The sequence below is a fragment of the Capnocytophaga sp. oral taxon 329 str. F0087 genome (genome assembly GCF_000213295.2).
Taxonomy (GTDB): Bacteria; Bacteroidota; Bacteroidia; order Flavobacteriales; family Flavobacteriaceae; genus Capnocytophaga; species Capnocytophaga leadbetteri_A.
Map to the genome: position 1 here is coordinate 1 of NZ_KN390017.1, position 22,763 is coordinate 22,763.

At 39.1% G+C, this 22,763-nt stretch carries 24 protein-coding genes; 6 read left to right on the forward strand and 18 right to left on the reverse strand.

Annotated elements, in window-relative coordinates:
- Nucleotides 1–859, forward strand: an 859-nt coding sequence (gene recA / locus HMPREF9074_RS07950; protein ID WP_034540216.1) for a recombinase RecA, incomplete at its 5' end; no start/stop codon positions are given.
- 51 nt (nucleotides 860–910) lie between these two features.
- Here recA and HMPREF9074_RS07955 read toward each other — a convergent pair.
- The 7 genes from HMPREF9074_RS07955 to HMPREF9074_RS07985 form a co-directional block, all read right to left on the reverse strand.
- Nucleotides 911–1,237, reverse strand: coding sequence for a nucleotide pyrophosphohydrolase (locus HMPREF9074_RS07955; protein WP_009388426.1), 327 nt, complete (start codon nucleotides 1,235–1,237; stop codon nucleotides 911–913).
- A 94-nt stretch (nucleotides 1,238–1,331) separates the two neighbouring features.
- Entirely contained in the window at nucleotides 1,332–2,234 is a 903-nt protein-coding gene (gene gldN / locus HMPREF9074_RS07960; protein WP_009388427.1) for a type IX secretion system ring subunit PorN/GldN, read from the reverse strand.
- Nucleotides 2,235–2,245: 11 nt separating this feature from the next.
- On the reverse strand, nucleotides 2,246–3,814 hold the full coding sequence (gene gldM, locus HMPREF9074_RS07965) for a type IX secretion system motor protein PorM/GldM (RefSeq protein WP_009388428.1): 1,569 nt from the start codon (nucleotides 3,812–3,814) through the stop codon (nucleotides 2,246–2,248).
- Between the two features lie 39 nt (nucleotides 3,815–3,853).
- Nucleotides 3,854–4,528: a type IX secretion system motor protein PorL/GldL gene (gldL, locus tag HMPREF9074_RS07970; protein ID WP_009388429.1), complete on the reverse strand. Its 675-nt coding sequence runs from the start codon at nucleotides 4,526–4,528 to the stop codon at nucleotides 3,854–3,856.
- 69 nt (nucleotides 4,529–4,597) lie between these two features.
- A complete protein-coding gene (gene gldK, locus HMPREF9074_RS07975; protein WP_009388430.1) occupies nucleotides 4,598–5,974 on the reverse strand; it encodes a T9SS ring complex lipoprotein PorK/GldK in 1,377 nt (458 codons plus the stop codon).
- A gap of 181 nt (nucleotides 5,975–6,155) precedes the next feature.
- Nucleotides 6,156–8,282, reverse strand: coding sequence for a prolyl oligopeptidase family serine peptidase (locus tag HMPREF9074_RS07980; protein WP_009388431.1), 2,127 nt, complete (start codon nucleotides 8,280–8,282; stop codon nucleotides 6,156–6,158).
- A gap of 143 nt (nucleotides 8,283–8,425) precedes the next feature.
- Entirely contained in the window at nucleotides 8,426–8,998 is a 573-nt protein-coding gene (locus HMPREF9074_RS07985) for an outer membrane beta-barrel protein (RefSeq protein WP_009388439.1), read from the reverse strand.
- Between the two features lie 147 nt (nucleotides 8,999–9,145).
- Here HMPREF9074_RS07985 and HMPREF9074_RS07990 point away from each other — a divergent pair, with 147 nt between their 5' ends.
- Nucleotides 9,146–9,640, forward strand: coding sequence for a TlpA family protein disulfide reductase (locus HMPREF9074_RS07990; RefSeq protein WP_009388441.1), 495 nt, complete (start codon nucleotides 9,146–9,148; stop codon nucleotides 9,638–9,640).
- A 290-nt stretch (nucleotides 9,641–9,930) separates the two neighbouring features.
- Here HMPREF9074_RS07990 and HMPREF9074_RS07995 read toward each other — a convergent pair whose 3' ends face one another.
- From HMPREF9074_RS07995 to rpiB, 11 genes are all read right to left on the reverse strand, one after another.
- A complete protein-coding gene (locus tag HMPREF9074_RS07995; RefSeq protein ID WP_231121865.1) occupies nucleotides 9,931–11,331 on the reverse strand; it encodes a WD40/YVTN/BNR-like repeat-containing protein in 1,401 nt (466 codons plus the stop codon).
- A gap of 364 nt (nucleotides 11,332–11,695) precedes the next feature.
- Complete coding sequence (locus HMPREF9074_RS08000; RefSeq protein WP_009388448.1) at nucleotides 11,696–12,244, reverse strand: dioxygenase family protein; 549 nt, start codon at nucleotides 12,242–12,244, stop codon at nucleotides 11,696–11,698.
- Nucleotides 12,245–12,261: 17 nt separating this feature from the next.
- The gene (gene aspS, locus HMPREF9074_RS08005; protein ID WP_009388449.1) at nucleotides 12,262–14,010 is read right to left on the reverse strand and encodes an aspartate--tRNA ligase; all 1,749 of its coding nucleotides are present in this window, start codon (nucleotides 14,008–14,010) and stop codon (nucleotides 12,262–12,264) included.
- Nucleotides 14,011–14,257: 247 nt separating this feature from the next.
- Nucleotides 14,258–14,443, reverse strand: coding sequence for a hypothetical protein (locus tag HMPREF9074_RS08010; RefSeq protein ID WP_009388451.1), 186 nt, complete (start codon nucleotides 14,441–14,443; stop codon nucleotides 14,258–14,260).
- 34 nt (nucleotides 14,444–14,477) lie between these two features.
- The gene (gene map / locus HMPREF9074_RS08015) at nucleotides 14,478–15,284 is read right to left on the reverse strand and encodes a type I methionyl aminopeptidase (RefSeq protein ID WP_009388452.1); all 807 of its coding nucleotides are present in this window, start codon (nucleotides 15,282–15,284) and stop codon (nucleotides 14,478–14,480) included.
- Nucleotides 15,285–15,379: 95 nt separating this feature from the next.
- Nucleotides 15,380–16,999 (reverse strand): glucose-6-phosphate isomerase, encoded by a 1,620-nt coding sequence (pgi, locus tag HMPREF9074_RS08020; protein ID WP_009388454.1) that lies wholly within the window; start codon nucleotides 16,997–16,999, stop codon nucleotides 15,380–15,382.
- 64 nt (nucleotides 17,000–17,063) lie between these two features.
- Nucleotides 17,064–17,612, reverse strand: a complete 549-nt coding sequence (locus HMPREF9074_RS08025; RefSeq protein ID WP_009388456.1) for a GNAT family N-acetyltransferase — start codon at nucleotides 17,610–17,612, stop codon at nucleotides 17,064–17,066.
- On the reverse strand, nucleotides 17,602–17,784 hold the full coding sequence (locus HMPREF9074_RS08030) for a hypothetical protein (protein WP_009388458.1): 183 nt from the start codon (nucleotides 17,782–17,784) through the stop codon (nucleotides 17,602–17,604). The genes HMPREF9074_RS08025 and HMPREF9074_RS08030 overlap by 11 nt, the downstream gene beginning before the upstream one ends.
- 126 nt (nucleotides 17,785–17,910) lie before the next feature.
- Nucleotides 17,911–18,486: a DUF3592 domain-containing protein gene (locus tag HMPREF9074_RS08035; protein WP_034540219.1), complete on the reverse strand. Its 576-nt coding sequence runs from the start codon at nucleotides 18,484–18,486 to the stop codon at nucleotides 17,911–17,913.
- 62 nt (nucleotides 18,487–18,548) lie between these two features.
- On the reverse strand, nucleotides 18,549–19,262 hold the full coding sequence (locus HMPREF9074_RS08040) for a tRNA threonylcarbamoyladenosine dehydratase (protein WP_009388461.1): 714 nt from the start codon (nucleotides 19,260–19,262) through the stop codon (nucleotides 18,549–18,551).
- 21 nt (nucleotides 19,263–19,283) lie between these two features.
- Nucleotides 19,284–19,706 (reverse strand): ribose 5-phosphate isomerase B, encoded by a 423-nt coding sequence (gene rpiB / locus HMPREF9074_RS08045; protein ID WP_009388463.1) that lies wholly within the window; start codon nucleotides 19,704–19,706, stop codon nucleotides 19,284–19,286.
- A 137-nt stretch (nucleotides 19,707–19,843) separates the two neighbouring features.
- On the opposite strand from rpiB, the gene HMPREF9074_RS12710 reads away from it, so the two are divergent.
- The 4 genes from HMPREF9074_RS12710 (at nucleotide 19,844) to HMPREF9074_RS08065 (ending at nucleotide 22,663) form a co-directional block, all read left to right on the forward strand.
- The gene (locus HMPREF9074_RS12710) at nucleotides 19,844–20,218 is read left to right on the forward strand and encodes a hypothetical protein (protein WP_156961113.1); all 375 of its coding nucleotides are present in this window, start codon (nucleotides 19,844–19,846) and stop codon (nucleotides 20,216–20,218) included.
- A 473-nt stretch (nucleotides 20,219–20,691) separates the two neighbouring features.
- Complete coding sequence (locus HMPREF9074_RS08055; protein WP_009388467.1) at nucleotides 20,692–21,231, forward strand: YqhG/Tai3 family protein; 540 nt, start codon at nucleotides 20,692–20,694, stop codon at nucleotides 21,229–21,231.
- Nucleotides 21,232–21,263: 32 nt separating this feature from the next.
- Nucleotides 21,264–21,980 carry a hypothetical protein gene (locus HMPREF9074_RS12390; RefSeq protein ID WP_009388470.1) on the forward strand — a complete coding sequence of 239 codons (717 nt, stop codon included), beginning with the start codon at nucleotides 21,264–21,266 and terminating at the stop codon, nucleotides 21,978–21,980.
- Entirely contained in the window at nucleotides 21,977–22,663 is a 687-nt protein-coding gene (locus HMPREF9074_RS08065) for a hypothetical protein (RefSeq protein ID WP_009388471.1), read from the forward strand. The genes HMPREF9074_RS12390 and HMPREF9074_RS08065 overlap by 4 nt, the downstream gene beginning before the upstream one ends.
- The last annotated feature ends 100 nt before the right edge of the window (nucleotides 22,664–22,763 follow it).

A 22,763-nucleotide genomic window follows, 5' to 3' on the forward strand; every position in this document is an offset into this window, starting at 1 on the left:
AGATGCTGAGCACGCTTTTGACCCTGTATACGCACAGCGTTTGGGCGTAGATGTCAAAAATCTATTGGTTACACAACCTGATAGTGGAGAGCAAGCTCTTGAAATAGCAGATGCCCTTATACGCTCTGGTGCAGTAGACCTTATCGTTATCGACTCGGTAGCAGCGCTAACCCCTAAAGGAGAGATAGAAGGTGAAATGGGTGACTCTAAAATGGGTCTTCACGCTCGCCTAATGTCGCAAGCTCTACGCAAGATAACAGCCAGCATAAGCAAAGCTAACTGTATAGTGATATTCATCAACCAGCTACGCGATAAAATAGGTGTAACATTTGGCTCTCCTGAAACTACTACAGGGGGTAATGCACTAAAATTCTATTCATCAGTGCGTTTAGATATCCGCAAAGCTGGAGGCCCTCAAGGAAGCGCAGCCATTAAGGATAGCAGTGGTGAAATCATTGGTAACCGCACTAAAGTAAAAGTAGTAAAGAATAAAGTAGCTTCTCCATTTAAGGCTACCGAATTTGATATTATCTTCGGACTAGGAATTTCTAAGATAGGTGAAATATTAGATATAGGCGTAGATGCAGATATCATAACCAAAAGCGGTTCTTGGTTTAGCTACAAAGAAAGCAAGCTCGGGCAAGGGCGTGATGCTGTAATAAAAGTATTAAAAGACAACCCTGAGCTAACAGAAGAATTAGAAGCTGCTATAAGAGAATGGCTTAAGAGCAACGAGTTGCCAAGCAAAGGCAAGAAAAAAGGTAAGAAAGTAGCTACCAAAGCTAAAGAAGAAGACCTTGACGAAGTAGAAGATGAGGACTTTGATGATGATGAAGAACTATTTGAAGATGAAGAATAGATAATTTTTCCCATAAAAATAGGGGATACTTAATTAAGTATCCCCTATTTTTTATTTTAACTTCTCATTATTATGATGGCGATTGTGGTCTCGCTCAGTTTTTTTAAGCATCTTCTTATCAAAGGCTTGTTGCAAATCGATGCCTGTTTGGTTAGCTAAGCAGAGTACTACAAATACTACATCTGCAAGCTCTTCTCCCAAATCCTTGTTCTTATCGCTTTCTTTCTCTGATTGCTCTCCATAACGACGTGCTATGATACGAGCCACCTCACCCACTTCTTCAGTAAGTTGCGCCATATTGGTAAGCTCATTGAAGTATCTCACTCCATGCTCCTTAATCCAATTATCTACTTCTAATTGTGCATTCTTAATGTCCATTTGTTTTCTCCTTATTTATATCTAAAACAAAAGCATTGTCATTACAACAATGCTTTTTTTAACAGTTAAAAGAATATTTCTGTGAATTTAAATTCTAATTAGCCCACATATCTTGCTCTCTGTCACGAATCTTCTCTTTTATCTTATCAGACTCTAAGAGTTGGAAGAGTGCGTTGTTTTGAATGTAGTCCTTTATCTTTCTATCGCCGTATACGTTAGCTTCTTGATAGATAACAGAACTAAACATTCGGGCATTGAGCAAGTGGTCGAATGACATCGGGCGGGCATCGTTCTTTCTATTGAACGTTTTAGCCTCGTGCAAAATTTCTCGCACCTGCGGATAGAACACCCAGAATAAAGGTACTAATGCTGACATCGTAGAGTCGTCTGAGTCTATAAAGTTTACATCAGGTGCTACAGGAGCCAATGCCAATAAACGGTACTTGAGCTCTCCTTGGCGTTTGTCGAAGTACCATATACCACGTATGTGATACTGAGCAATATCCGATGACTCTAAGTTACGACGAGTAACGTACTCAGGCGAAAGTTTCTCTCCAGCATTTAGTTGCTCATACCCTATATCAAGCGTATCAATCTTAGACATAGAAGCTTGTATAGCCTCAGCTGTCTTAGTTTGTGTAAAATATGAATCTACATACAGATCTTTTATCTTACCATTTTTGATATTCTTGATAAGCACATCGTATAGAGAGCGGCGATAAGCGTCTACCTCAAGTGTATCAGTAGGGAAAAGAAGCGGAAAGTTTGCCCTTTCGTTTAGGTCGATTACTTCCCATACTTCTACAGACCATAGGATATCTCGGTCATCTACATAGCCGTAAGGTAGGGGCTTATCATTGTCAGCCTCTATCTGTGCAGCTGTTTTCACACCAATATCCGATGCTACCTTAGCATTGAGAATGTTCACCTGTGCTGATGAAAGCTGAAAAGTAAACACTAAAATTAATAGTACTATTATATTTTTTAGTTGTAACATAAAAATTCTTCTTAGTTTATTTCGATAACGATAGGTGAAACAGGAGGTAATTTCAATGTGCTATTGCCTACTATACTCGCTTTTACATCGAATATCTGTACTTTATCACCACGTTTTGCTCGTGATAAAGCTGAGCGTGCTTGTTCATTAAATTTATTTCCTCTCACTACCACACTAGGTTGTCCTGGTATAAATACTTTAAACTCATTTACTTGTAGTTTCAAGTCAAAATCAAAGTCTTCAAGTACAGCGTTGATTGGTAATACACCGATATTATCTTTTGGCAATTTGCCATCACCTACAATTCCGGCTATACTAGTTACCGCACGAGGAATACTCTTAATACGGAAAAGTTTTGAAGAGCTAAAGCGTTGTCCGTCTAACTCACCTGTTACAGTGATGGTTACATCTTTACCTTGTCCTGGTCTCATCACCCAAGCTCCTGTTCCAGAGGCTTTAGAGAGTCCTTGTCCTGAAGCCATAATTTTGTTATCAGGTACACCAGGCATCGAGATGGTGATAGGGTTATCTACGCCACGATATACTACGTTCATCTTATCAGCCGAGATAACAGCTGAGTTTGGTTTAGGAATAGTAGAGAAACTTTGTGATACAGGCACTGCTATACGCTCACCTTCTTGGTCAAAGTAAAGATTACCTGTAATTTTGTGTTCTCCAGTATTACCTGCTGAAATGTTAAGTTTCACACGTCCATCTTCAATGGTAAATTCACTTTGTGAAAGCTTTCTTCCGTCTAATGAAATGTCTACTGCATTAGGGCGTGTATAAGCATCTTTACGACCTAACACTATCGAACCATCAAATTTCTCACCTTGATAGTAAGCTCCTTTACCTTGTTCAAGCAAAGTAGTATAGTTAGTCATCGATACTTGCTGTTTCAAACTACCTTCAAGTGCTTTAGCAAAGAAATCTTCTTGTACTGATAAGATATCTGACTGCATCATAGAGAACTTAGCCAAAGAAGCGATATAAGGGAATCCTTCAAAGTTGAAGTGCAACCATTTTACGGTATTACCGTCTTTATCTTTGCGGTCATTAGTACTAAAGTTTTCTTTTACTTTAGTAGCTAACTCAGCGTAAGACTTGTCTTCACCCAATATTTTTAGAATTCCTTCGCGATATGCATTAATCTTCTCTACAAATTCTGTGCCTTTTGTAGCACCTTCAGCAAAAAATAAGTGGTCAGTATAGTCAGATTTATCCATTGCTTGATAATCTTTCTCCTCTACCTTCTTATCTTTCTGTCCAATAGCATCTTCCAATCCTGTTTTAATCTCTTGGATATAGCTATACAAATCAGAAGAGAGTGATTTTATCTGCTTCGATTGTTCTAAAATCGCAGCATACTGTTTTGGGTTTTCACTCGCTTTAGTTTCCAGATCAGCAAAAGCAGCCGCGATGGTACCGTTGGCCCTTGTATTTGCTGATTCAAATTTTGCATTAACTAACCCAAATGCATCCAATACTTGTTTCCCCATATTAAGCGCTATCATCGCAAGGAAAACCAGATACATCAGGTTAATCATTTTCTGTCTAGGACTTGCCTTTCCACCTGCCATAAGCTAAATTTTTAAATTAGTTAAGTTAATAAATTCTTCTTATCGAGCACCTCCCATTGCTGACAACATACCTCCATAAATTGTGTTCAAAGATTTTAGATTGTCTTTAAATGAAAGCATTTGTTTGTTCAATGAGTCTAGATTATCGGCAATACCTGCTTGAGCAGAAACCTGACGTTCAGTTCTTTCTAATTGTAATTTGTAAAGGCTATTTAGTGATTCTAAGTTAGAGGCTGCCTCTGATAGCTCTTCACCATATTTGTGGGTTGCTACCATAGTACCTGCTACAGGAGCGATTTCTTTGCTTGCTTCTGCAAAGTTTTCTATCGATTTACCTAATGAACGCATTAAGTTAGCGTCAATATTAGCTTCTGCTAAAATAGCATCTAATTTTTCAGAAAGAGATTCTTTTAGTGCTTTCTCTTCTGCTGGATTTACTTGTTGGGCTACAGCTTGCACTTGGCGTGATACTGGCTCTCCACCTTTTAGCTCTGGGTATACCAATGACCAATCTAGCTCTTCTTCTACTGGCTCAAATGCCGACATAAAGAAGATAACTGCCTCAGTACCCATACCTATTGCCAATAGCACACTACCACTAATACCCATAATATCTGCGTGCAAAATCTTAGCCAAGGCACCTACAATTACTATAGAGGCTCCTATACCATAAGCATAATTGAAAATTCTCTTTGTTACTTTACTTCCTGCCATAATACTCTGAAATTAAAAATGTTGTTAGTTTATTTGTTTTTGGTTTTTTTTGATTATTTGTTTACTATTCTATCTATAGCCTCGTGCTGATTTAGCTTGTTGTTTTTCGCTGATACCCATAAAGTCTTGTACTGTGCGGAAGCCAATGTAGCTACGCGCAGAGTCTTGATACTCATAGTCACGGGTATTTACTTGCAGCATAAAGGCTACGTCTTTCCAAGAACCTCCGCGTATTACCTTACGTCTGTTGTTGTCGTCCAATACGTTAGGGTTCATTGTCGACATATATTCATAAGAGTTAGGGTCGTATGAAGTATTTGTCCATTCCGATACGTTACCAGCCATATTATATAGGTTGTATCCGTTAGGCTCGTACGATTTTGCTTCTACAGTATAAAGGGCGTTGTCTGAGGCGTAGTCACCACGTAGTGGTTTAAAGTTCGCCAAAAAGCACGCTTTATCATCATAGGTATAAGGACCTCCCCAAGGATAAGTACCTCCTGGTAGCCCACCACGTGCTGCATATTCCCACTCCGATTCAATCGGTAGGCGGAAAGCATTCACCGTATAATCACCTTTTGATTTCTGATAAGCATTCTTATTAAGAGTACGCCACTCGCAGAAAGCCTTCGCTTGTATCCAGCTTACACCTACTACAGGATAATCCCCGTAGGCTTCGTGCCAGAAATAGTCATTGTGCATAGGCTCATTATATGAGTAGTTAAAGTCTCTAATCCATACAGTAGTATCAGGATAAACTTTCACTATTTCTTCTTTAATGAAGTCTTTACGTTTACCTCTTGCACGAGCAGCTTTTTCCATATCAAGCCATTGATATTTAAACTCAAACTTTTGTACGTCCATAATGCGCTTGCCGTTATAAGCTTCCTCTTCGGGCAAGTACATTTTGTCCATTACTTCAGAATAGTACTCATCAGGATATTTATTTGTATCCCAAATAAGTGCTTTCTTCTTATTGAGTTTACGCGCTTTTTGGTCACCGTAAGTATTTTGAAGATACTGTTGGTAAGCGTTCATCTTCTCTGTATTAGTGTCTAAGTATGCAAAGTCACCAATACCACCGCTACCTGAGGTTTGGCCTGTTTGTTCAGCCATATCGGCTAACTGAGTACGGATAATAGAGTCGCGCACCCAATTCACAAATTGGCGGTACTCACTATTTGTAATTTCAGTTTCGTCCATATAAAACGAACCAACACTCACAGTTTTGACTGGAGCGTTTAAACTCGCGGTCTTATCATCATCAGAACTACCCATAATGAAAGAACCACTCGGGATAAGCGTCATACCATACGGAGTAGGCTGCTTCCAGCTCTTACCCCCTACACCTACAAGCTCTCCTTTGTTATCGCCACCTCCACGTCTACACGCTGTCATTACAAAGAATGATAGTAGCACTACAAATATTCTTCTTGCCATAAACATTGTTTAAATTCACATTTAATTAGGGCGCAAACGTACGCATTTTATTTCACACCAGCAAAATTTATCTACTTTTATTTTTGATGGAGAGCGAAATTTAACAATTTATTCACAATTCACCGCGTTTCGTCACACCTATTTGTAAAAAAAGATTAAAAGAAAAACGTTTTTATATACTTATTTGTTACTTTTTAATACCCATATTCCACAAGGTAAACGCTTGCAAATCGGCATTTTGCTCTATGGTTTTGCTCACTGGGGTACCGGCTCCGTGCCCTGCATTGGTTTCTATCCTGATAAGTATAGGCAAATTACCCTCTTGCTTGCTCTGTAGCTCTGCCGCAAATTTAAAACTGTGGGCAGGCACTACCCTATCATCGTGGTCACCAGTGGTGATGAGGGTTGCTGGGTAGCTGACACCTTTTTTCACATTATGAAAGGGCGAATAACCTTTTAGGTATTCAAACATCTCGGCGCTGTCATCAGCAGTACCATAGTCGTACGCCCAACCAGCACCTGCCGTAAAGGTGTGATAACGTAGCATATCAAGCACACCCACTGCCGGAAGTGCCACCCTAAAGAGGTCAGGGCGTTGTAGCATAGTAGCGCCTACTAACAGCCCACCGTTAGAACCTCCTTTGATAGCCAAATAAGCAGGCGAGGTGTATTTCTCTTTAATAAGGTATTCAGCTGCCGCTATAAAATCGTCAAACACATTCTGTTTCTGCATCTTAGTACCGGCATCGTGCCATTTTTTACCATATTCGCCTCCTCCGCGTAAGTTAGGTACAGCATATACACCGCCTTGCTCCATCCACACAGCATTTACCACGCTAAAAGCAGGAGTCAAACTTACGTTAAAACCTCCGTAACCATATAATAAGGTAGGATTTTTGCCATCTAACTTCAATCCTTTTTTATAGGTAATCATCATTGGCACTTTGGTTCCGTCTTTAGAAGTGTAAAATACTTGCTTCGACTCATATTGGGTAGCATCAAAAGCAATCGCTGGTTTCCAATATTGCTCAATAGCCCCTGAAGCTAAGTCCATTTTATAGATACTGCTGGGGGTAGCATAGTTAGTAAAAGTGAAATAAGTATGCACTTCTTTCTTCTTAGCGTGGAAGCCACTCGCAGTACCTATATTAGGCAATTGCACCTCGCGCACGAGCTTGCCTGTATAGTCGTACTGTTTTACTTTTGAAAGCGCATCTACCATATAGTGAGCGAAAAGATACTCGCCAGCGGTACTGATGCTCAATACATTATCCGTTTCTGCAATCACATCTTGCCAGTGAGCAGGTTGCGGATTTTTAGCCTCTACCTTCACCAATCTGCCATTAGGAGCATTTAGGTTCGTCTCTAAGAAGAAGGTCGTACCTTGGTTGCTCACAAAGCTTGTATCGCCGTCAAAGCTATCGGTGATAGTTACAAGAGGAGCGTTAGGTTTGGTCAAATCTTTTACAAATAATTTGTTGCCTGAAGTCGCATTGGCAGCCGAAATGAAGAGATAAGTGCCATCGTCCGACACGCTGCCCGATACATAGCGGTATTTTTCGGCAGGAGTACCGCCAAATACCAATACATCTTGACTTTGCGGAGTGCCAAGTTTATGGTAGTATAGCTTATGTTGGTCAGTCTTAGCCGATAACTCACTACCTTTGGGTTTGTCATAGCTCGAATAGTAAAAACCTTCATTGCCTTTCCACGCTATGCCGCTAAATTTTATATCTACTAAGGTCTCGCCTATTTGTTTCTTAGTTTTAGCATCTAATACAATGCCCTTGCGCCAGTCGCTACCGCCCTCCGAGATGAGGTACGCCACAAGCGAGCCGTCTTCGGTGAAAGCCACTGTAGCTAATGAGGTGGTACCGTCAGCCGAAAAAGTATTAGGATTCAAAAACACTTCTTCTTTACCGTCTTTGTCTTTGCGGTACAACACCGACTGGTTTTGCAGTCCATCGTTCTTATAATAATAGGTGTAATCGCCTTCTACAAAAGGTGAACCTATTTTTTCGTAGTTCCACAGCTTTTCTAATTTCTCTTTGATAGTTTGTCTATAAGGAATTTTAGAGAGATAGTCAAAAGTGAAAGCATTCTGAGCCTTCACCCACGCAGCAGTTTCAGCCGAGCGGTCATCTTCTAACCATCTATAGGGGTCAGCCACTTGAGTACCGAAGTAAGTATCTACAGTACTGTCTTTGCGTGTTTGTGGATAATTCATTTTCTCTTCATTAGTAGAGGAAGGAGTTTGATTTTGCTGGCAAGCCACTAATAGCAGCAGCCCTACCGGTAATACAAAGTGTTTCATATTAATTGTTAGTTATTAGTTGTCAGTAGTTGTCATTGGTTGCATTAGTTGTCTGTAGTTAGCAAATAAACCTTGCCAAAGGATTTACATTAACTCCTTTGGCAAAGTTATTATTGTTTTTTCGTCTTTCTCTTTATATTATATTAAAAGAACAAAGCAACCCCTACGCCTACGCCTAAGATTCCTCTTTGGGTTTCAGCTTTGCTATCTGCTTTATTCTTAAGTGAATAGCTATCATAACCTACATAACCGGTGATAGCCGCTCCTTGGTTTACAAAATAAGCAATCCCTGCTTTACCACCAAATACTAATCCGTTATCCTTATTAGCATCAGAACTTCCTGCTGACGCCATAGCATAACCTACTTTAGCCCCTACAAATGGTGCCAAGTTAGCACTTAGTGGGAAGAAATAAGTAGCATTAGGTGCTATAGTAAACATATTTTTACTATCTGATACCCCTTTTGTTTTAATATTAGTGTACTCTAAACCTAAACCTACTGCCAAATTGTCTATCACAAAATAGTTAACATTAGGAGTGAACTTAAGAGTAGATACTGTTGTTTCACTCCCTTTAGTACCATCATATTTAGGAGTAGTGGTTTCAGATGTGTAAGAAAGTCCTAAGTCAGAACCTGCAAACCAATTTCCTTTTTCAGTTTGTGCGTAAGAAGCACTAGCAAAAATAACGGCTGCAAATAAAAATAATTTTTTCATAGTTTTTCTAAATTTTTACGTTTATTGTCGCAAAGGTAATTCTTTTTTTTGAATAGACAAACTTTTTCTGAAATTAAATCTTATATTTTTTCGTGGCATTGTTTTTGTGGGAAGTGCCAATGTATTAATAAACAATTTATTATATTTATGAAAAAGAGAATATGCATAGCTACTATAGCCCTTCTTTTTTTAGGAGTGCTGCCGAGCTTAGCACAATCGCTACAGCGCCATAGTCCTGTACCTGCTATAGAATTGGTACAGCCTAGTGGCGAAAAGTTCAACCTTTCCTCTCTAAAAGGCAAATATGTGCTGATAGATTTTTGGGCATCGTGGTGTGGCCCTTGCCGACAAGAGAGTCGCCACCTACGCAAGGCCTATAATACCTACAAAAATCAGAACTTCACTATTGTATCAGTATCAGTAGACAAACCCCGCGACCGCGAAAAATGGTTAGACGCCATCAAGGCCGATGGTTTAGTCTGGACGCAACTTTTAGACGACAAAAAGACTTCTGACAGTTATGGAGTAGAGAGCCTACCTTCAGCATTCCTCATTGACCCTGAGGGCAACTTATTAAGTCAAGGCGAAACCCTACGCGGACAAGACCTAATGAAAACATTAGCAAAATACATAAAGAATTAACCCCTAAGTTAATTTGCCCTTACTTTCACCGAACGATGAGCGAAGGATAATCGAACGATGAGCGAACAAAAGTCGGCGAGCTGGCGCAGCCGAGTATGTGACGAACGATGAGCGAACAATGAGCGAACAATAAGCGAAGGAAAGTCGGCGAGATAGTATAAAAAAAGCTGTCGCAAAGTAAGATTTGCGACAGCTTTTGTTTAGCAACTTTTCACTAATAGCAAAACAGTGCCATATCGAGCTTGTTCTCAAGGCAAAAAGCGATGTTTTCTTTTAAGCCTGTAAATTCACTATTTAAAATAGTAGCGGTATAGCAAACCATTTTCGGCAAAAGCGTATAACACATTTTGAGTATAGTAAAGTTTTTTGATATTGCTTTCGGCTTCAAACTCCTTTTGCCAAGTATTGCCACCATCAGTAGTTTTATAGATAACTTTGTCTAATGATACCCAGCCCGTATTTTCATTTTGAAAAGCCATAGATATATCAGTATTTTCTGAGCCTGTTTTTCTTAGTACAAAAGATAGTTCTTGCCAATTATGTCCTCCATTTGTTGATTTTAGTATTTTATATTTTTCTTCTAACCATAAAATGCTATATCCTACTTCATTAGTGGGGAAATCTATTGAGATTATGTATGATACTAATCCTTCAGAGGCTGATTTGTGTATATATTCTGTCCATTGTCCATTATTACCATTACAGAATAGTATATAAGGTATTTCTTTTTTGTATGGAACATCTTTGTCATACACACCTCCTCCAACCCATATATGGTTTATATCTCTTTGAAAATGAGCTGCTGTGGGAAAAAATACGTTATTTTCTTTTATCATATTAAAATCTTTCCCATTAGTCGATTTATAAACACTGCCATCTTGCGCAACAAATACAATATTTTTCATAGTATCGTCACAAAATACCTTACTGTAGGGTTTATTTTCTATTTCAAAAACAAGTTCTCCTGGATTAATTGTAAAACCCTCTATTCCTTCAGAAGGCACTTTGTAAACTCCTGTTTCCTGTTTTTTAAATCCTGTATAAAGATTAAGTCCTTCATAAGAAGGCGTTATATAAAAATTTGATTGACTTACAAAAGGGCCTGAAGAAGCCCATTTTTTCCAACTAATACCATTATCTTTACTGAAAAAAATTTCACGGTAATACGACATAGCATTACAATAGATACGATCTTTTACAACTTGTACTTGTATATAAGTACTACTTTCATTTTGACTAATATAACGACATTGAGTCTTTACCCATTCCCCTACAGCCTTGTCAATAATACCTATTTTTTGCTCATAGTCATTGGTTACTTTGTTGTCTACCACAGTTTTTTCGCCAAAGTAGAATTTCAACTCTGGCAAATAGGTACTACTGCGGGGTAATACAAGGGTGAGTTTCTTGCCATCGGCTGAAACTGAGGTGATAGTAGCTTCAGTATCTCCAAAAGTTACTTTACATTGTTCTTTTTTAGGGAAATTTTCGCCTAAAATATCCACGCTATCACCTGCATAGCCGTAGTTTTTGCTATACGAAGTGATCACAATTGCTTTTTGTTCTACGGGTGGGGTAACATTTCCGTTACCGTTCCCATTTCCGTTACCATTGTTAGGGTTAGATTCCTCTTTGCTACAAGAAGTGAGTAGTAAGAGCACTAAGCCTACTGCTTTTAAAACTTGTTTCATATACATTTTATTTTTAGCATTTTACATTGCAAAAGTAATATTATTTTTCGTAAACAGAACAAAGGCTGTCGCAAATTTTACTTTGCAACAGCCTTTTTTTATAGATTTAATTCTTATGATCTAAGACTTTCCTCCTACGAGTACTGAGGTCATACTGATAGAACCTCCTACTATTGAATCATTGAAAATCAGCACTTCATCATCTTCTTCTCGCAAAGCCATTACATAGAGCAAAGGCAAGTAATGATCGGGGGTGGGGACTGATAGTTTTGCGTTTTCTCCGAATTGCTCAAAATGAACTAATACCTCTAAGTTATTATCGGTTATCGTTTGATTGATTTGATCACGAAAGGCAAAAGCCCAATCATAACCCTAAATCATTGATATAACGAAAGTTCATCAGGCGTAAGTTATGTATAATATCCCCGCTTGCTAAAATCAATACTCCTTGTTTGCGCAAGGGAGCGAGTTTTTTGGCTAAATCGGCGTGCCATTGAGCAGGCTTGGTAGCATCTAAGCTCAGTTGTACTACGGGAATATCTGCCTTGGGGTACAAGAACTTTAATACCGCCCAAGCACCGTGGTCAAATCCACGTTCGGGGTCTACTTTTAGGTCAGTATCTGCAAGTAGTTCTTTCACTTGTGCTACTAACTCTGGAGAACCTTTAGCGGGATATTGCACTTCGCTGAGAGCTTTTGGAAATCCGTAGAAATCATACATCATTGGAGGGTTAGGGTTTCCCATAATAAATAACCCCTCACTATACCAGTGAGCAGAAATACACAAGATAGCTTTTGGTTTATCAAAAGTCTGTGTGATTTCGGCAAACTTTTGGTTAAAAGGATTCTGCTCATCAAGAGCGTTCATAGGGTTACCGTGTCCTACAAATAGAGCTGGAATTTTCTTAGTCATTAAAAGAATTTTAATTTCTAATTTGCTAATTGAATGCTTAGTTCTTTCAGTTGCGCATCATCGATAGGGGAGGGGGCATCAATCATCACATCGCGACCGCTATTGTTTTTAGGGAAAGCGATAAAGTCGCGGATAGTTTCTTGTCCGCCGAGCAGTGCTACCAATCGGTCGAAACCAAAAGCCAAACCACCGTGAGGAGGAGCACCGTATCGGAAGGCGTTCATCAAGAAGCCAAATTGTGCCTGTGCTTGCTCTGGGGTAAAGCCTAATAGCTCAAACATTTTGGCTTGTAACTCTTGGTTGAAGATACGTATAGAACCACCGCCTACTTCATTACCGTTGAGCACGAGGTCGTAAGCATTTGCACGTACTGCCCCTGGGTTGCTGTCGAGTAACGGAATATCCTCAGGTTTAGGAGAGGTGAAAGGGTGGTGCATCGCAAAGAAGCGCTCTTCCTCTTCGCTCCATTCCAAAAGTGGGAAATCTACCACCCACAGAGGGGCATACTCATCAGGTTTGCGCAAGCCGAGACGCTCAGCGAGTTCCATACGGAGGGCACTGAGTTGTCCACGTACTTTATTTGCCTTGCCTGAAAGGATGCAGATAAGGTCGCCTGCTTGAGCGCCAGTGCGCTCTGCCCACGCTTTGAGGTCATCCTCGTTATAGAATTTATCTACTGACGATTTGAAGGTGCCGTCTTCATTGCATTTTACATATACCATTCCCGAAGCGCCTACTTGCGGACGTTTTACCCATTCTACCAAAGCGTCAATCTCTTTGCGGGTATAGCTGTTAGCACCAGGTACGGCAATACCTACTACTAATTCTGCTTCGTTGAAAACCTTAAAATCGCGGTGTTGCGCAAGGTCGTTGAGCTCGCCGAACTTCATACCAAAACGGATATCGGGTTTGTCGTTGCCATAAGTTTTCATTGCCTCGGCGTAGGTCATACGAGGGAAAGCCCCGAACTCTAAGCCTTTGAGTTCTTTGAGGAGGTGTTTTGCCAATCCTTCAAAGGTCTGGATGATGTCCTCTTGTTCTACAAACGACATTTCGCAGTCTATTTGGGTAAACTCTGGCTGACGGTCAGCGCGGAGGTCTTCATCGCGGAAGCACTTTACAATTTGGAAGTATTTGTCTAATCCGCCTACCATAAGCAACTGCTTAAAGGTTTGTGGCGATTGAGGGAGAGCGTAGAACTCACCTGGGTTCATACGGCTAGGCACTACAAAATCGCGTGCTCCTTCAGGCGTTGATTTGATAAGTACAGGGGTTTCTACCTCTATAAAACCTTGTTCAGAAAGGTAGTTGCGCACCATTATCCCCACTTTGTGGCGGAAAATAAGGTTATCGCGCACAGGGGTACGACGTATATCGAGATAGCGGTACTTCATACGGAGGTCTTCACCGCCATCGGTATTGTCTTCAATGGTAAAAGGAGGAAGTTCAGAATGGTTGAGCAAGGTGAGTGCTGTAACGAGGATTTCCACCTCTCCCGTAGGGATATTTGTATTAGCAGCCTCGCGCTTGATAACAGTACCTTGTATCTGAATCACGTCTTCGCGCGAAAGGGTTTTCGCTTTCTCGAATACTGCTTTGTCAGTGCGTTCTTCGTCAAAAATAAGCTGGGTAATGCCATAGCGGTCGCGTAGGTCTACCCAAATCATAAATCCCTTATTGCGGACGCGTTGCACCCATCCGCTAAGGGTTACTTGTTGGTTTTCGTGCGAGAGGCGTAGCTCTCCACAAGTATGCGTTCTGTACATTTCTTTTAATTATGAATTTTGAATTACTTTTGATATTCTTCTAGTTCCTCAGTAAGAATATCTACATAGGGTTGATGTTTTTGTTTATAGATAAAAGAGATATAATGGTTCCCTATATGAATATTAGGGATAACTCTATTACTTATGAGCAAATCTTTAGGATTTTCTTTTGTAAATAGGGTATGAAAAAGGTAACTTCTAAAATGTTGGGGTGAAATAAAATGATGTTTATCACTTAAGTTCACTGTTAAATAGTTATATAATCTTCTTCTTTATATATTTTTTTCATTATTTCTTCTTTCCGCTTTCTTGCTCTCTCAGCAAGCTCATCCATAAAAGCTAATAGCTTTTCACTGGGGTTTCTAATCTCTATAGTCTCTGCATTATGGGTTTTGTGCAGCACTACTCTCTCGTTTACTTTTTCTTTTTCCATTATGCTCTCTTTTTTTAATGCTATTTAAATTTTGCTAATTGAGCAAAAACTCATCCTCTTCATTGCTTTCAATGCCTAAGGCTTCGTATATGTATTTGAAGGTGGAAAGCAATCGGGGTTTGCCATCGATGAGGGCTACATCGTGTTCGAAGTGGGCTGAAGGTTTGCCATCGGCAGTGAGGATTGTCCAGCCGTCTTTTAGTTGGCGAATACTCTTAGTACCCATATTTATCATCGGCTCTATGGCCACTACCATTCCGTCTTTAAACTTCTTACCATTACCGCGCTTTCCGTAGTTGGGCATCTCGGGGTCTTCGTGCATCTTGCGTCCTACGCCGTGCCCTACGAGTTCGCGCACTACTCCGTAGCCGTGAGCCTCGCAGTGTTGTTGTATAGCGTGTCCCACATCGCCTACACGATTGCCCGCACGAAACTGACGGATACCTATATACAACGATTCTTTGGTTACACGTAATAGTTCTTTTACTTCGGGAGCTACTTCGCCTACCTCGAAAGTATAAGCGTGGTCGCCGTAGTAACCGTTTTTCAAAGCTCCACAGTCTATTGAGATGATGTCGCCCTCTTGTAGCGGACGGTCGTTAGGGATACCGTGTACTACTTGTGCATTAGGACTCATACATAGCGTGTTAGGGAAGCCATACAACCCCAAAAATCCTGGGATTGCCCCCTGACTGCGAATATATTCTTCTGCTATCTTATCTAAGTAGAGGGTGGTTACCCCTGGTTTTACTTCTTTTGCCATTAACCCCAAAGTGCGTGATACCACTTGGGCTGCCTGATGTAGTAGTTCTATTTCTTCGGTTGTTCTAATATGAATCATTTTTAGCGATTAGCTGTTAGTCGTTAGTCGTTAGTCGTTAGTCGTTAGAATACTACGATTTCTAACCACTAACGACTGATAACTAACACCTTTATTTATTTTTTAAATTGTTTTAGTAAATTGGTGGTTGAGCTGTCGTGAGCTGAGATTTCAGTAGTTGCAATGTCTTTAAGAATTTTGCTTGCCAACTGTTTGCCAAGCTCTACGCCCCATTGGTCGTAGCTATAGATGTTCCAAATAACGCCCTCTACGAATATCTTATGCTCGTACATAGCAATAAGGCTACCTAAGCTCTCTGGGGTAAGTTTATCAATAAGGAAAGAAGTGGTAGGACGATTGCCTGTAAATACTTTGAAAGGCACCAACGCTTCGTTTACCTTATCGCCCATTTCTTTGCGCACCTCAGCTTCAGTCTTACCTTTAAGAAGGGCTTCGGTTTGAGCAAAGAAGTTGGCCATTAGCTTGTTATGATGGTCGGTATTACCGTGCAATGAGTGTTTAAAGCCAATGAAATCAGTAGGTATCAATTTAGTACCTTGGTGAATAAGCTGGAAGAACGCGTGTTGAGAGTTCGTACCTGGTTCGCCCCAGATAATCACCCCTGTTTGATAAGGGATAGGGTTGCCATCGCGGTCGGTTTGCTTGCCGTTACTTTCCATTATACCTTGTTGTAGGTATGCTGCTAAGCGGTGCAAATACTGAGTATAAGGAATGATAGCTTGACTTTCAGCTCCGTAGAAGTTGTTGTACCACACACTGAGCAATGCCAAGACTACCGGAATATTGTTTGCAAACGGAGCTGTACGGAAATGCTCGTCTATAGCGTGCGCTCCTTTGAGCAATTTATCAAAATTGTCATATCCTACTGATAGAGCGATGCTCAAGCCTACGGCACTCCACAATGAGAAGCGTCCGCCTACCCAATCCCACATAGGGAATACGTTATCAGGGTCGATGCCGAATTTGTCAATCTCTTGTAGGTTAGTAGACACCGCTACAAAGTGTTTAGCAATATCTTTCTCGCTACCTGATTTGAGAAACCATTCTTTTACAGTAAGAGCGTTAGAAAGGGTTTCTAATGTAGTGAAAGTTTTAGATACAATCACTATCAGGGTAGTTTCTGGATTGAGGTGCTTAATGGTTTCGAGCACGTGGTCACCATCTACATTGCTGATGAAATGTACATTGAGGTGATTTTTGTAGAACTTAAGTGCCTCTGTTACCATTGCTGGACCTAAATCAGAGCCACCAATACCAATATTTACTACATCGGTAAAGGCTTTACCGCTATAACCTTTGCGTTTGCCACTGATGACTTCCTCGCTAAACTGTTTGATTTTGTGCTTTACAGCTGCTACTTCGGGCATTACGTTCTTGCCATCGACATTCACTACGCTGTTTTCGGGCGCGCGAAGGGCTGTGTGCAAAACCGCACGTTTTTCGGTGTTGTTAATAAGGTCGCCACCGAAGTACTTTTCGATAGCCTCTTTAAGGTTACACTCGTCCGCTAATTGCTCGAGGAGCTTCATTGTTTCCTCATCAATGCGGTTTTTAGAATAATCTACATAGAAATCGTGCCACTGAATGCTGAATTTATCAGCGCGAGCAGCATCTTTCTCGAAAAGAGAAAGGGTATGGCGGTCTTTTACTTCCGCGAAATGTTTTTGCAATGCTTTCCAAGCATTGGTTTGTGTTGGATTACTATTTTTTAACATTTTTAGTATAATTATTTATTAGTTGTTAGTCGTTAGTCGTTAGAAAGGGGGTTGGTTTTGTTTTCTAAATAAAACTTGTTAAATCAAGGAACATTAGTCGGGTGGTATCGTCTTTATCTCCTTCTATTAAAAACTTAAATCCCATCTTTTGATAAAAAGGTACTGCCTGCTTATAAGCATCAACCGTGATAAGTCTGCAGGCTTGTTCCTCATTCATCTTGATACATTTACTAATGATGTTTGCCATAATCACAGAACCTAATCCTTTACCTTTGAAAGTTTTATCAATAGCTAAACGCCCTATCTTAAGAGCTGGTATTGTTTTTAAATGTCGTTTAGGATAAGGCACTAACTCTCTTAAGAATTTTCTGAACTGACTCTTGCTGGTAAACATTTCTTCCTTTAATTGTAAGCTATCATTCAGCAAACTGTAATAACCTAAGGTCTGTTTATCATTCTCCATTACAAAAGTGGTAGCCAGCAATTCTTTTCGATAAGGAACTGCTTCATTAAATAGAAAATCGTTCAAATCTTCGTCTTCACAATCAAAAGGTTTTATCGGATAGTTTTCTGTGAGCAATAAAATAGATATTTCATCTGCATTATTTTTCATCGCCTACAACTTTTACTTTAAACATCGTTCTAAATTTAGCAGCATCTCTCTCTATACTCTCGCGAGTAATACCTAATTTTTTTAAATCATCTTTGAAAGAGGCCATTTTTTTATAGAACTCTATTACATCTTGTCCCTCTAATACAGGGGTTGGTTTTATCTCTCTTGCCATAGTTTTCAGATTTTAATTGTTTTCAAAATGCAAATGTACAAAATAATCGTAAAACACGAAAATTGTTATCTCTTCTCTATCAAATAACTTATCAAAATACCACAAACTCATCTTTCAACTTTTTAGTTATTTGTAACGTGTGATGTTGTCCTCTGTCATCAATCGGAAAATGGAGGGGTGTTTAGGTAAATAAAGCACTTCTATTTCTTGACCTTGATAGAGATTTTCATAGACATCTTTAGCAATTTTACCATTGACCTTATGGGATTGTCCGCTTTGCTTATCATTATATGTTATCCTTATAGTGTAAGTAGTATAAATGCTGCCTCTTCTGCGACTGGTGTCTTTTTGCCGCTCTTCAATAGTTGCTTGGGTATAAACTCCTTCTGCTTTAAGTAAATTCTCAATACGATGACTTATCAATTGGTAAAACAAAATACTCGACCCCACCATTATGGCATACGTAATGGCCACACTGATAAAGTTATTTGACTTAGCCTCTTTATCGTACATAGCGGTGTAGAGTTCGCTAAAATTTTTAACCTTGGCCATAGCCAAATAGGAAAGAACCCCTACCGATATGCCTAAGGCTATTGCGCAGGGAATGCCATAAGTTTCAAAGCTATCTATAGGGAAAAACACAAGAGCAAGAGCCATTACTGAAACCGCTGTGATTGTCCAAAAGATTCGAATTGAAGGCATATTGTTATTTATGTTCTAAAAATGCAAATATACAAAATTATTGCCTATTTAGCAAACTTAAGTTATCGCTTTAGTAGATAGTTTATTACGGTGGCAGCGGCGTGGAGTCCGAAGGCGGCTGGGAGAAAACTGATGGTGCCGTAATACGACTTCTTATAATCTAAGCCATCGGTGCGCTGCATACTGTCCTTAGAAACTATCTCTGCCGAAAAGACCGCCTTTACTCCGGAATCGATGTGTTCGTTTTTGAGTCGTTTGCGGATGAACTTCGCCAATGGGCAATTATAGGTCTTCATCAAATCGACGACCTTTATTTGCGAAACATCGGTTGCCCCTCCTGCCCCCATACAACTGACTATCTTTACGCGTTTGCGCTTTGAGGACAAAATAAGATTGAGCTTCGGAGTGATGCTATCGATGCAGTCTATCACATAATCGTAGTCAGGGGTGACAATATCCCACGCGCGCTCAGGCGATAAAAACTCGTTTATGACCGTAAGGTTAAGAGCGGGGTTGATGTCTAAAAGGCGCTCTGCTACTACTTCTGTTTTAGGTTTGCCTATGGTGCTATGCAAAGCGGGTAGCTGGCGGTTGATATTAGTGAGCGATACCACATCGCCATCTACTATAGTGAGGTTGCCTATGCCTGCACGAGTGATAAACTCTGCCGCAGACCCCCCTACTCCGCCCAATCCTACTATTAGCACCCGGGCATTTTGCAATTTTTGTATCCCTTCTTCTTTTACGAGGAGTTCTGTTCGTTCTAACCAGTTCACTTTTGCTCTTTTAAGGGGAAGTTAAATTTTGCATACTCTTTTTTGGTGTCGCCCTCCTTCAAAAGGGGTAGCGAGGAAAGTCTCGACAATGGCTACTGCCTGCTCTATAGCGGTGAAACGCGCTGGGATACTCACCACATTAGCGTCGTTATGAGCGCGAGCGAGAGCGGCGATTTCTTTTGTCCAGCAGAGGGCGCAGCGTATAGAAGCGTGTTTATTGACGGTCATAGCGATACCGTTGCCGCTGCCGCAAATGACAATGCCCACTTGTGCTTTGCCTTCTTCGATAGCACGGGCAACCGCGTGCCCAAAGTCGGGGTAATCTACACTCTCGGGAGTGTCGGTTCCGCAATTAAGTACTTGATGCCCTTGTGCTTGGAGGGCTGTTATGATGGCCTGTTTGTAGGCTACTCCGGCGTGGTCATTACCTATAGCAATATTCATTTTTTGTATGGTGTTTTAAATATTTTTGCAAAACTAATAAATAATTGGTAATTAATAAAAATTATTTGATTAATGGGAGGGCTGAGAAGGCTGAGAGGATTGAGAGGGCTGAGAAGGCTGGGAGGATTGGGAGGGCTGTGAAGAATGGGAAGGCTGGGACGAGTGGGAGGGCGAGCCGCACCGGCGATTATGGGACGGGTGGGACAGGTGAGACGAGTGAGACAAGTGGGACAGGTGGGACAAGTGGGAGGGCGAGCCAAAGCCAGCGAATGCATGGAGCTGGGTATGTGGGGGCGATTGTGGGACAGGTGGGGCGGGTGGGAGTGCGAGCCGCACCGGCGATTGTGGGACGAGTGGGAGTGCGAGCTGCACGGGCGATTGTGGGACAGGTGAGACGAGTGGGACGAGTGGGACGAGTGGGACAAGTGAGACGAGTGGAACGGGTGGGAGTGCGAGCCAAAGCCAGCGAATGCATGGAGCTGGGTATGTGGGGGCGATTGTGGGACAGGTGAGACAAGTGGGACAAGTGGGAGGGCTGAGAAGGCTGGGAGGATTGGGAGGGCTGGGTAGGATATTTTTCTGGGGTTTAGTGGGGAATTAGATGTTTATACTTTGGCGGTCTTTCGAAATTTGTTCGGTGATCCTAAAGGGAAGCTATATCCAAAGTAAAGGGAAAGTATAGGGGGAAAATTTTTCTTATATTTAACCTATAGGCAAAAAACATTATTAAAAACGTGTTTAAACTTTTTTGAGGAACTTGAACGCAAGACATATATAGTTTTCTTTTTTACTTTCCTACACTTAAAAAGGGAATAATCCAATTATTTATTGTATCTTTGCCCAAAGTTCCTGAATTTTGGTGTTCTTTTTTTTCAAACACAAAATTACTAATTTTCGGGAACTTTTACTTTATTATAGAAATAAGTTTAAACAGCTTCAAAAAGAGAAAAGAAGAAAAAAGAGAAGTTAATTTTAAAATATTCAGATGGTAAAGATTTATTATTTTATTTCAGCGTGTTTATTGTTATTTTCTTGTAACAATAACAATACCCAAGTATCATCTTCTGATGATACTACAGATACTATTTCCTCTATCAAAAGAGATACCATAGTAGAAAAAGATACAATTGCACCAATTCAAGTGCCTAAAGAAGAAACTGATGAAGCTACAAAAATGATTTTGGAATTTTATGATAAGTACATCAGGCAACGAGATAAAATACCGTGCTCTGATTTATATGAAGAAGAAAAAAAATGTGAAGATGAATTGATAAGAATTAAGAAAAATTATTTATCAAATAAATTGATAAAAAAAATAAAACCTACTGAAGATAGAGATATGGATTTTATTCTAAATGCCCAAGATATCAACCTAAAATGGTTAGACTCTCTTAAAGTAAAGAAAATAAGTTCAGAAAGATATAATGTTTATATTTTTGATTTCTTTTTTAATAGATATGATAGCGTACAATTAAAAGTAGCTAAGAAGAAGGATAAGTATATTATTGATGATATTATATTTTAAAAGATTCTGATGAACAAAAATTTATAACTGCAATGAATAATTTTGGTTTTAACAAACAAATTACAGGAAAAGACAAGAAAAAATTTGATAATGCAATTCAAGAGAAAAAGGGTTCTTTGCATAATAGTCATTTACATTCAAGATTTAATAAAAGTGTTATAAAAAGAATTTTATTATCGTTTTTAATAATAATTTTTTCTTGTCAGAATAAAAGTAAATCTCAAACGGATTATCAAAATCAAGAGCTACCAAATATAAATAAAGAAATTACAGATAGTTTATTAGGAAGTCCTTTAATTGGAGATAAATTGTTTATAGAAAAATTAAAAGAAACTTGTAGTATAGATTATTTCAATAGAGAAGATTCTTGTTTATATGATAAAATTGAAATTAATTATTATAAACTATTCAGAAAAGAAAAAAAATTAATGGATAGTATCACATTAAATAGTAATATAAACTTGAAATTTAAAAATAATTTGATTGTTAAAAATAATCACGAAGAACATATAAAAACTATATTGTATTCTTACTTAAACAATGATATAATAGATTCTTTATTATGTTACGAATACTATAATAATGCAAATACATTATCAGCATATGAAAAATACTATTATATAAACTTAAAAAAACAAAAAATTTCAACTGTATATCTTGTATATGATGAATCTTCTATAATAGTGGATAATTATGAAGAATATAAAATAGATAATACAACAGGAAAGTTTAAAAAAATAGAAAAATGAGAAAGATAATTTTATTTTTATTATTTGTTAATTTTATAGCTTGTAGACAAAAACCGAAGGTTACAGAAAAAGAGACAGAAAAAAAAGAAACTACAACTCAGCAAGAGTTAAGTTATCCTCCAAAAGAAATTTCGTTTGATGATTTAGAAGAAGTTTCGTTGCCTTTTTGTATAAAAGGTAGTTATGTGAAAGATCATTTGTATTATGTAGATATTGATAAATTTTTAGGCTTTCATAAGTTAAAAAAATCGTTAAACAAGGAAGTAAATGCCCTTTTTCATAAAGGTACGATTGATTTTATAACTAATGAAGAAGTTTTGATAGCTTACCCCTATTATCAAGAAAGTGAGGACTCTCCTCCTTTTGCTGTAAAGAAAATACAAATAAATGATTCTATAACTACCGTTCTATATGGATATATACGAATAAATGAATATTCAGTACCGCGTATAGAGTTACAAACATTTGATAAACAAGGGAATTATATAGACAGTATCATTCTTTATTATCGCCTCGCTGATGAATGTTCATCAGAGCGAACATTTTGCATTGATAAGAACTTTAAAATAAAAATTCAAACAGATTTTTTTTGTTCAGGAGAATTAGATGAAGGAGAAGATTTTTCTTATCATAGTACTGACATATTTAAAATCACTGAAACAGGAAAGATAGTGAAACAATGAAATTAATTTATCATAAAACGTGTTTAAACTTTTTTGAGGAACTTGGAGATAAACCCTAATAAAAGCATTCCAATCCAAGTTACATCAAGATACTCGTATC

Bases quoted from the DNA above. Each gene is read 5' to 3' on its own strand.
- HMPREF9074_RS07955 (WP_009388426.1), bottom strand. From the start codon at position 1,237: ATGGACATTAAGAATGCACAATTAGAAGTAGATAATTGGATTAAGGAG.
- gldN (WP_009388427.1), bottom strand. From the start codon at position 2,234: ATGTTACAACTAAAAAATATAATAGTACTATTAATTTTAGTGTTTACT.
- gldM (WP_009388428.1), bottom strand. From the start codon at position 3,814: ATGGCAGGTGGAAAGGCAAGTCCTAGACAGAAAATGATTAACCTGATG.
- gldL (WP_009388429.1), bottom strand. From the start codon at position 4,528: ATGGCAGGAAGTAAAGTAACAAAGAGAATTTTCAATTATGCTTATGGT.
- gldK (WP_009388430.1), bottom strand. From the start codon at position 5,974: ATGTTTATGGCAAGAAGAATATTTGTAGTGCTACTATCATTCTTTGTA.
- HMPREF9074_RS07980 (WP_009388431.1), bottom strand. From the start codon at position 8,282: ATGAAACACTTTGTATTACCGGTAGGGCTGCTGCTATTAGTGGCTTGC.
- HMPREF9074_RS07985 (WP_009388439.1), bottom strand. From the start codon at position 8,998: ATGAAAAAATTATTTTTATTTGCAGCCGTTATTTTTGCTAGTGCTTCT.
- HMPREF9074_RS07990 (WP_009388441.1), top strand. From the start codon at position 9,146: ATGAAAAAGAGAATATGCATAGCTACTATAGCCCTTCTTTTTTTAGGA.
- HMPREF9074_RS07995 (WP_231121865.1), bottom strand. From the start codon at position 11,331: ATGAAACAAGTTTTAAAAGCAGTAGGCTTAGTGCTCTTACTACTCACT.
- HMPREF9074_RS08000 (WP_009388448.1), bottom strand. From the start codon at position 12,244: ATGACTAAGAAAATTCCAGCTCTATTTGTAGGACACGGTAACCCTATG.
- aspS (WP_009388449.1), bottom strand. From the start codon at position 14,010: ATGTACAGAACGCATACTTGTGGAGAGCTACGCCTCTCGCACGAAAAC.
- HMPREF9074_RS08010 (WP_009388451.1), bottom strand. From the start codon at position 14,443: ATGGAAAAAGAAAAAGTAAACGAGAGAGTAGTGCTGCACAAAACCCAT.
- map (WP_009388452.1), bottom strand. From the start codon at position 15,284: ATGATTCATATTAGAACAACCGAAGAAATAGAACTACTACATCAGGCA.
- pgi (WP_009388454.1), bottom strand. From the start codon at position 16,999: ATGTTAAAAAATAGTAATCCAACACAAACCAATGCTTGGAAAGCATTG.
- HMPREF9074_RS08025 (WP_009388456.1), bottom strand. From the start codon at position 17,612: ATGAAAAATAATGCAGATGAAATATCTATTTTATTGCTCACAGAAAAC.
- HMPREF9074_RS08030 (WP_009388458.1), bottom strand. From the start codon at position 17,784: ATGGCAAGAGAGATAAAACCAACCCCTGTATTAGAGGGACAAGATGTA.
- HMPREF9074_RS08035 (WP_034540219.1), bottom strand. From the start codon at position 18,486: ATGCCTTCAATTCGAATCTTTTGGACAATCACAGCGGTTTCAGTAATG.
- rpiB (WP_009388463.1), bottom strand. From the start codon at position 19,706: ATGAATATTGCTATAGGTAATGACCACGCCGGAGTAGCCTACAAACAG.
- HMPREF9074_RS08055 (WP_009388467.1), top strand. From the start codon at position 20,692: ATGGTAAAGATTTATTATTTTATTTCAGCGTGTTTATTGTTATTTTCT.
- HMPREF9074_RS12390 (WP_009388470.1), top strand. From the start codon at position 21,264: ATGAATAATTTTGGTTTTAACAAACAAATTACAGGAAAAGACAAGAAA.
- HMPREF9074_RS08065 (WP_009388471.1), top strand. From the start codon at position 21,977: ATGAGAAAGATAATTTTATTTTTATTATTTGTTAATTTTATAGCTTGT.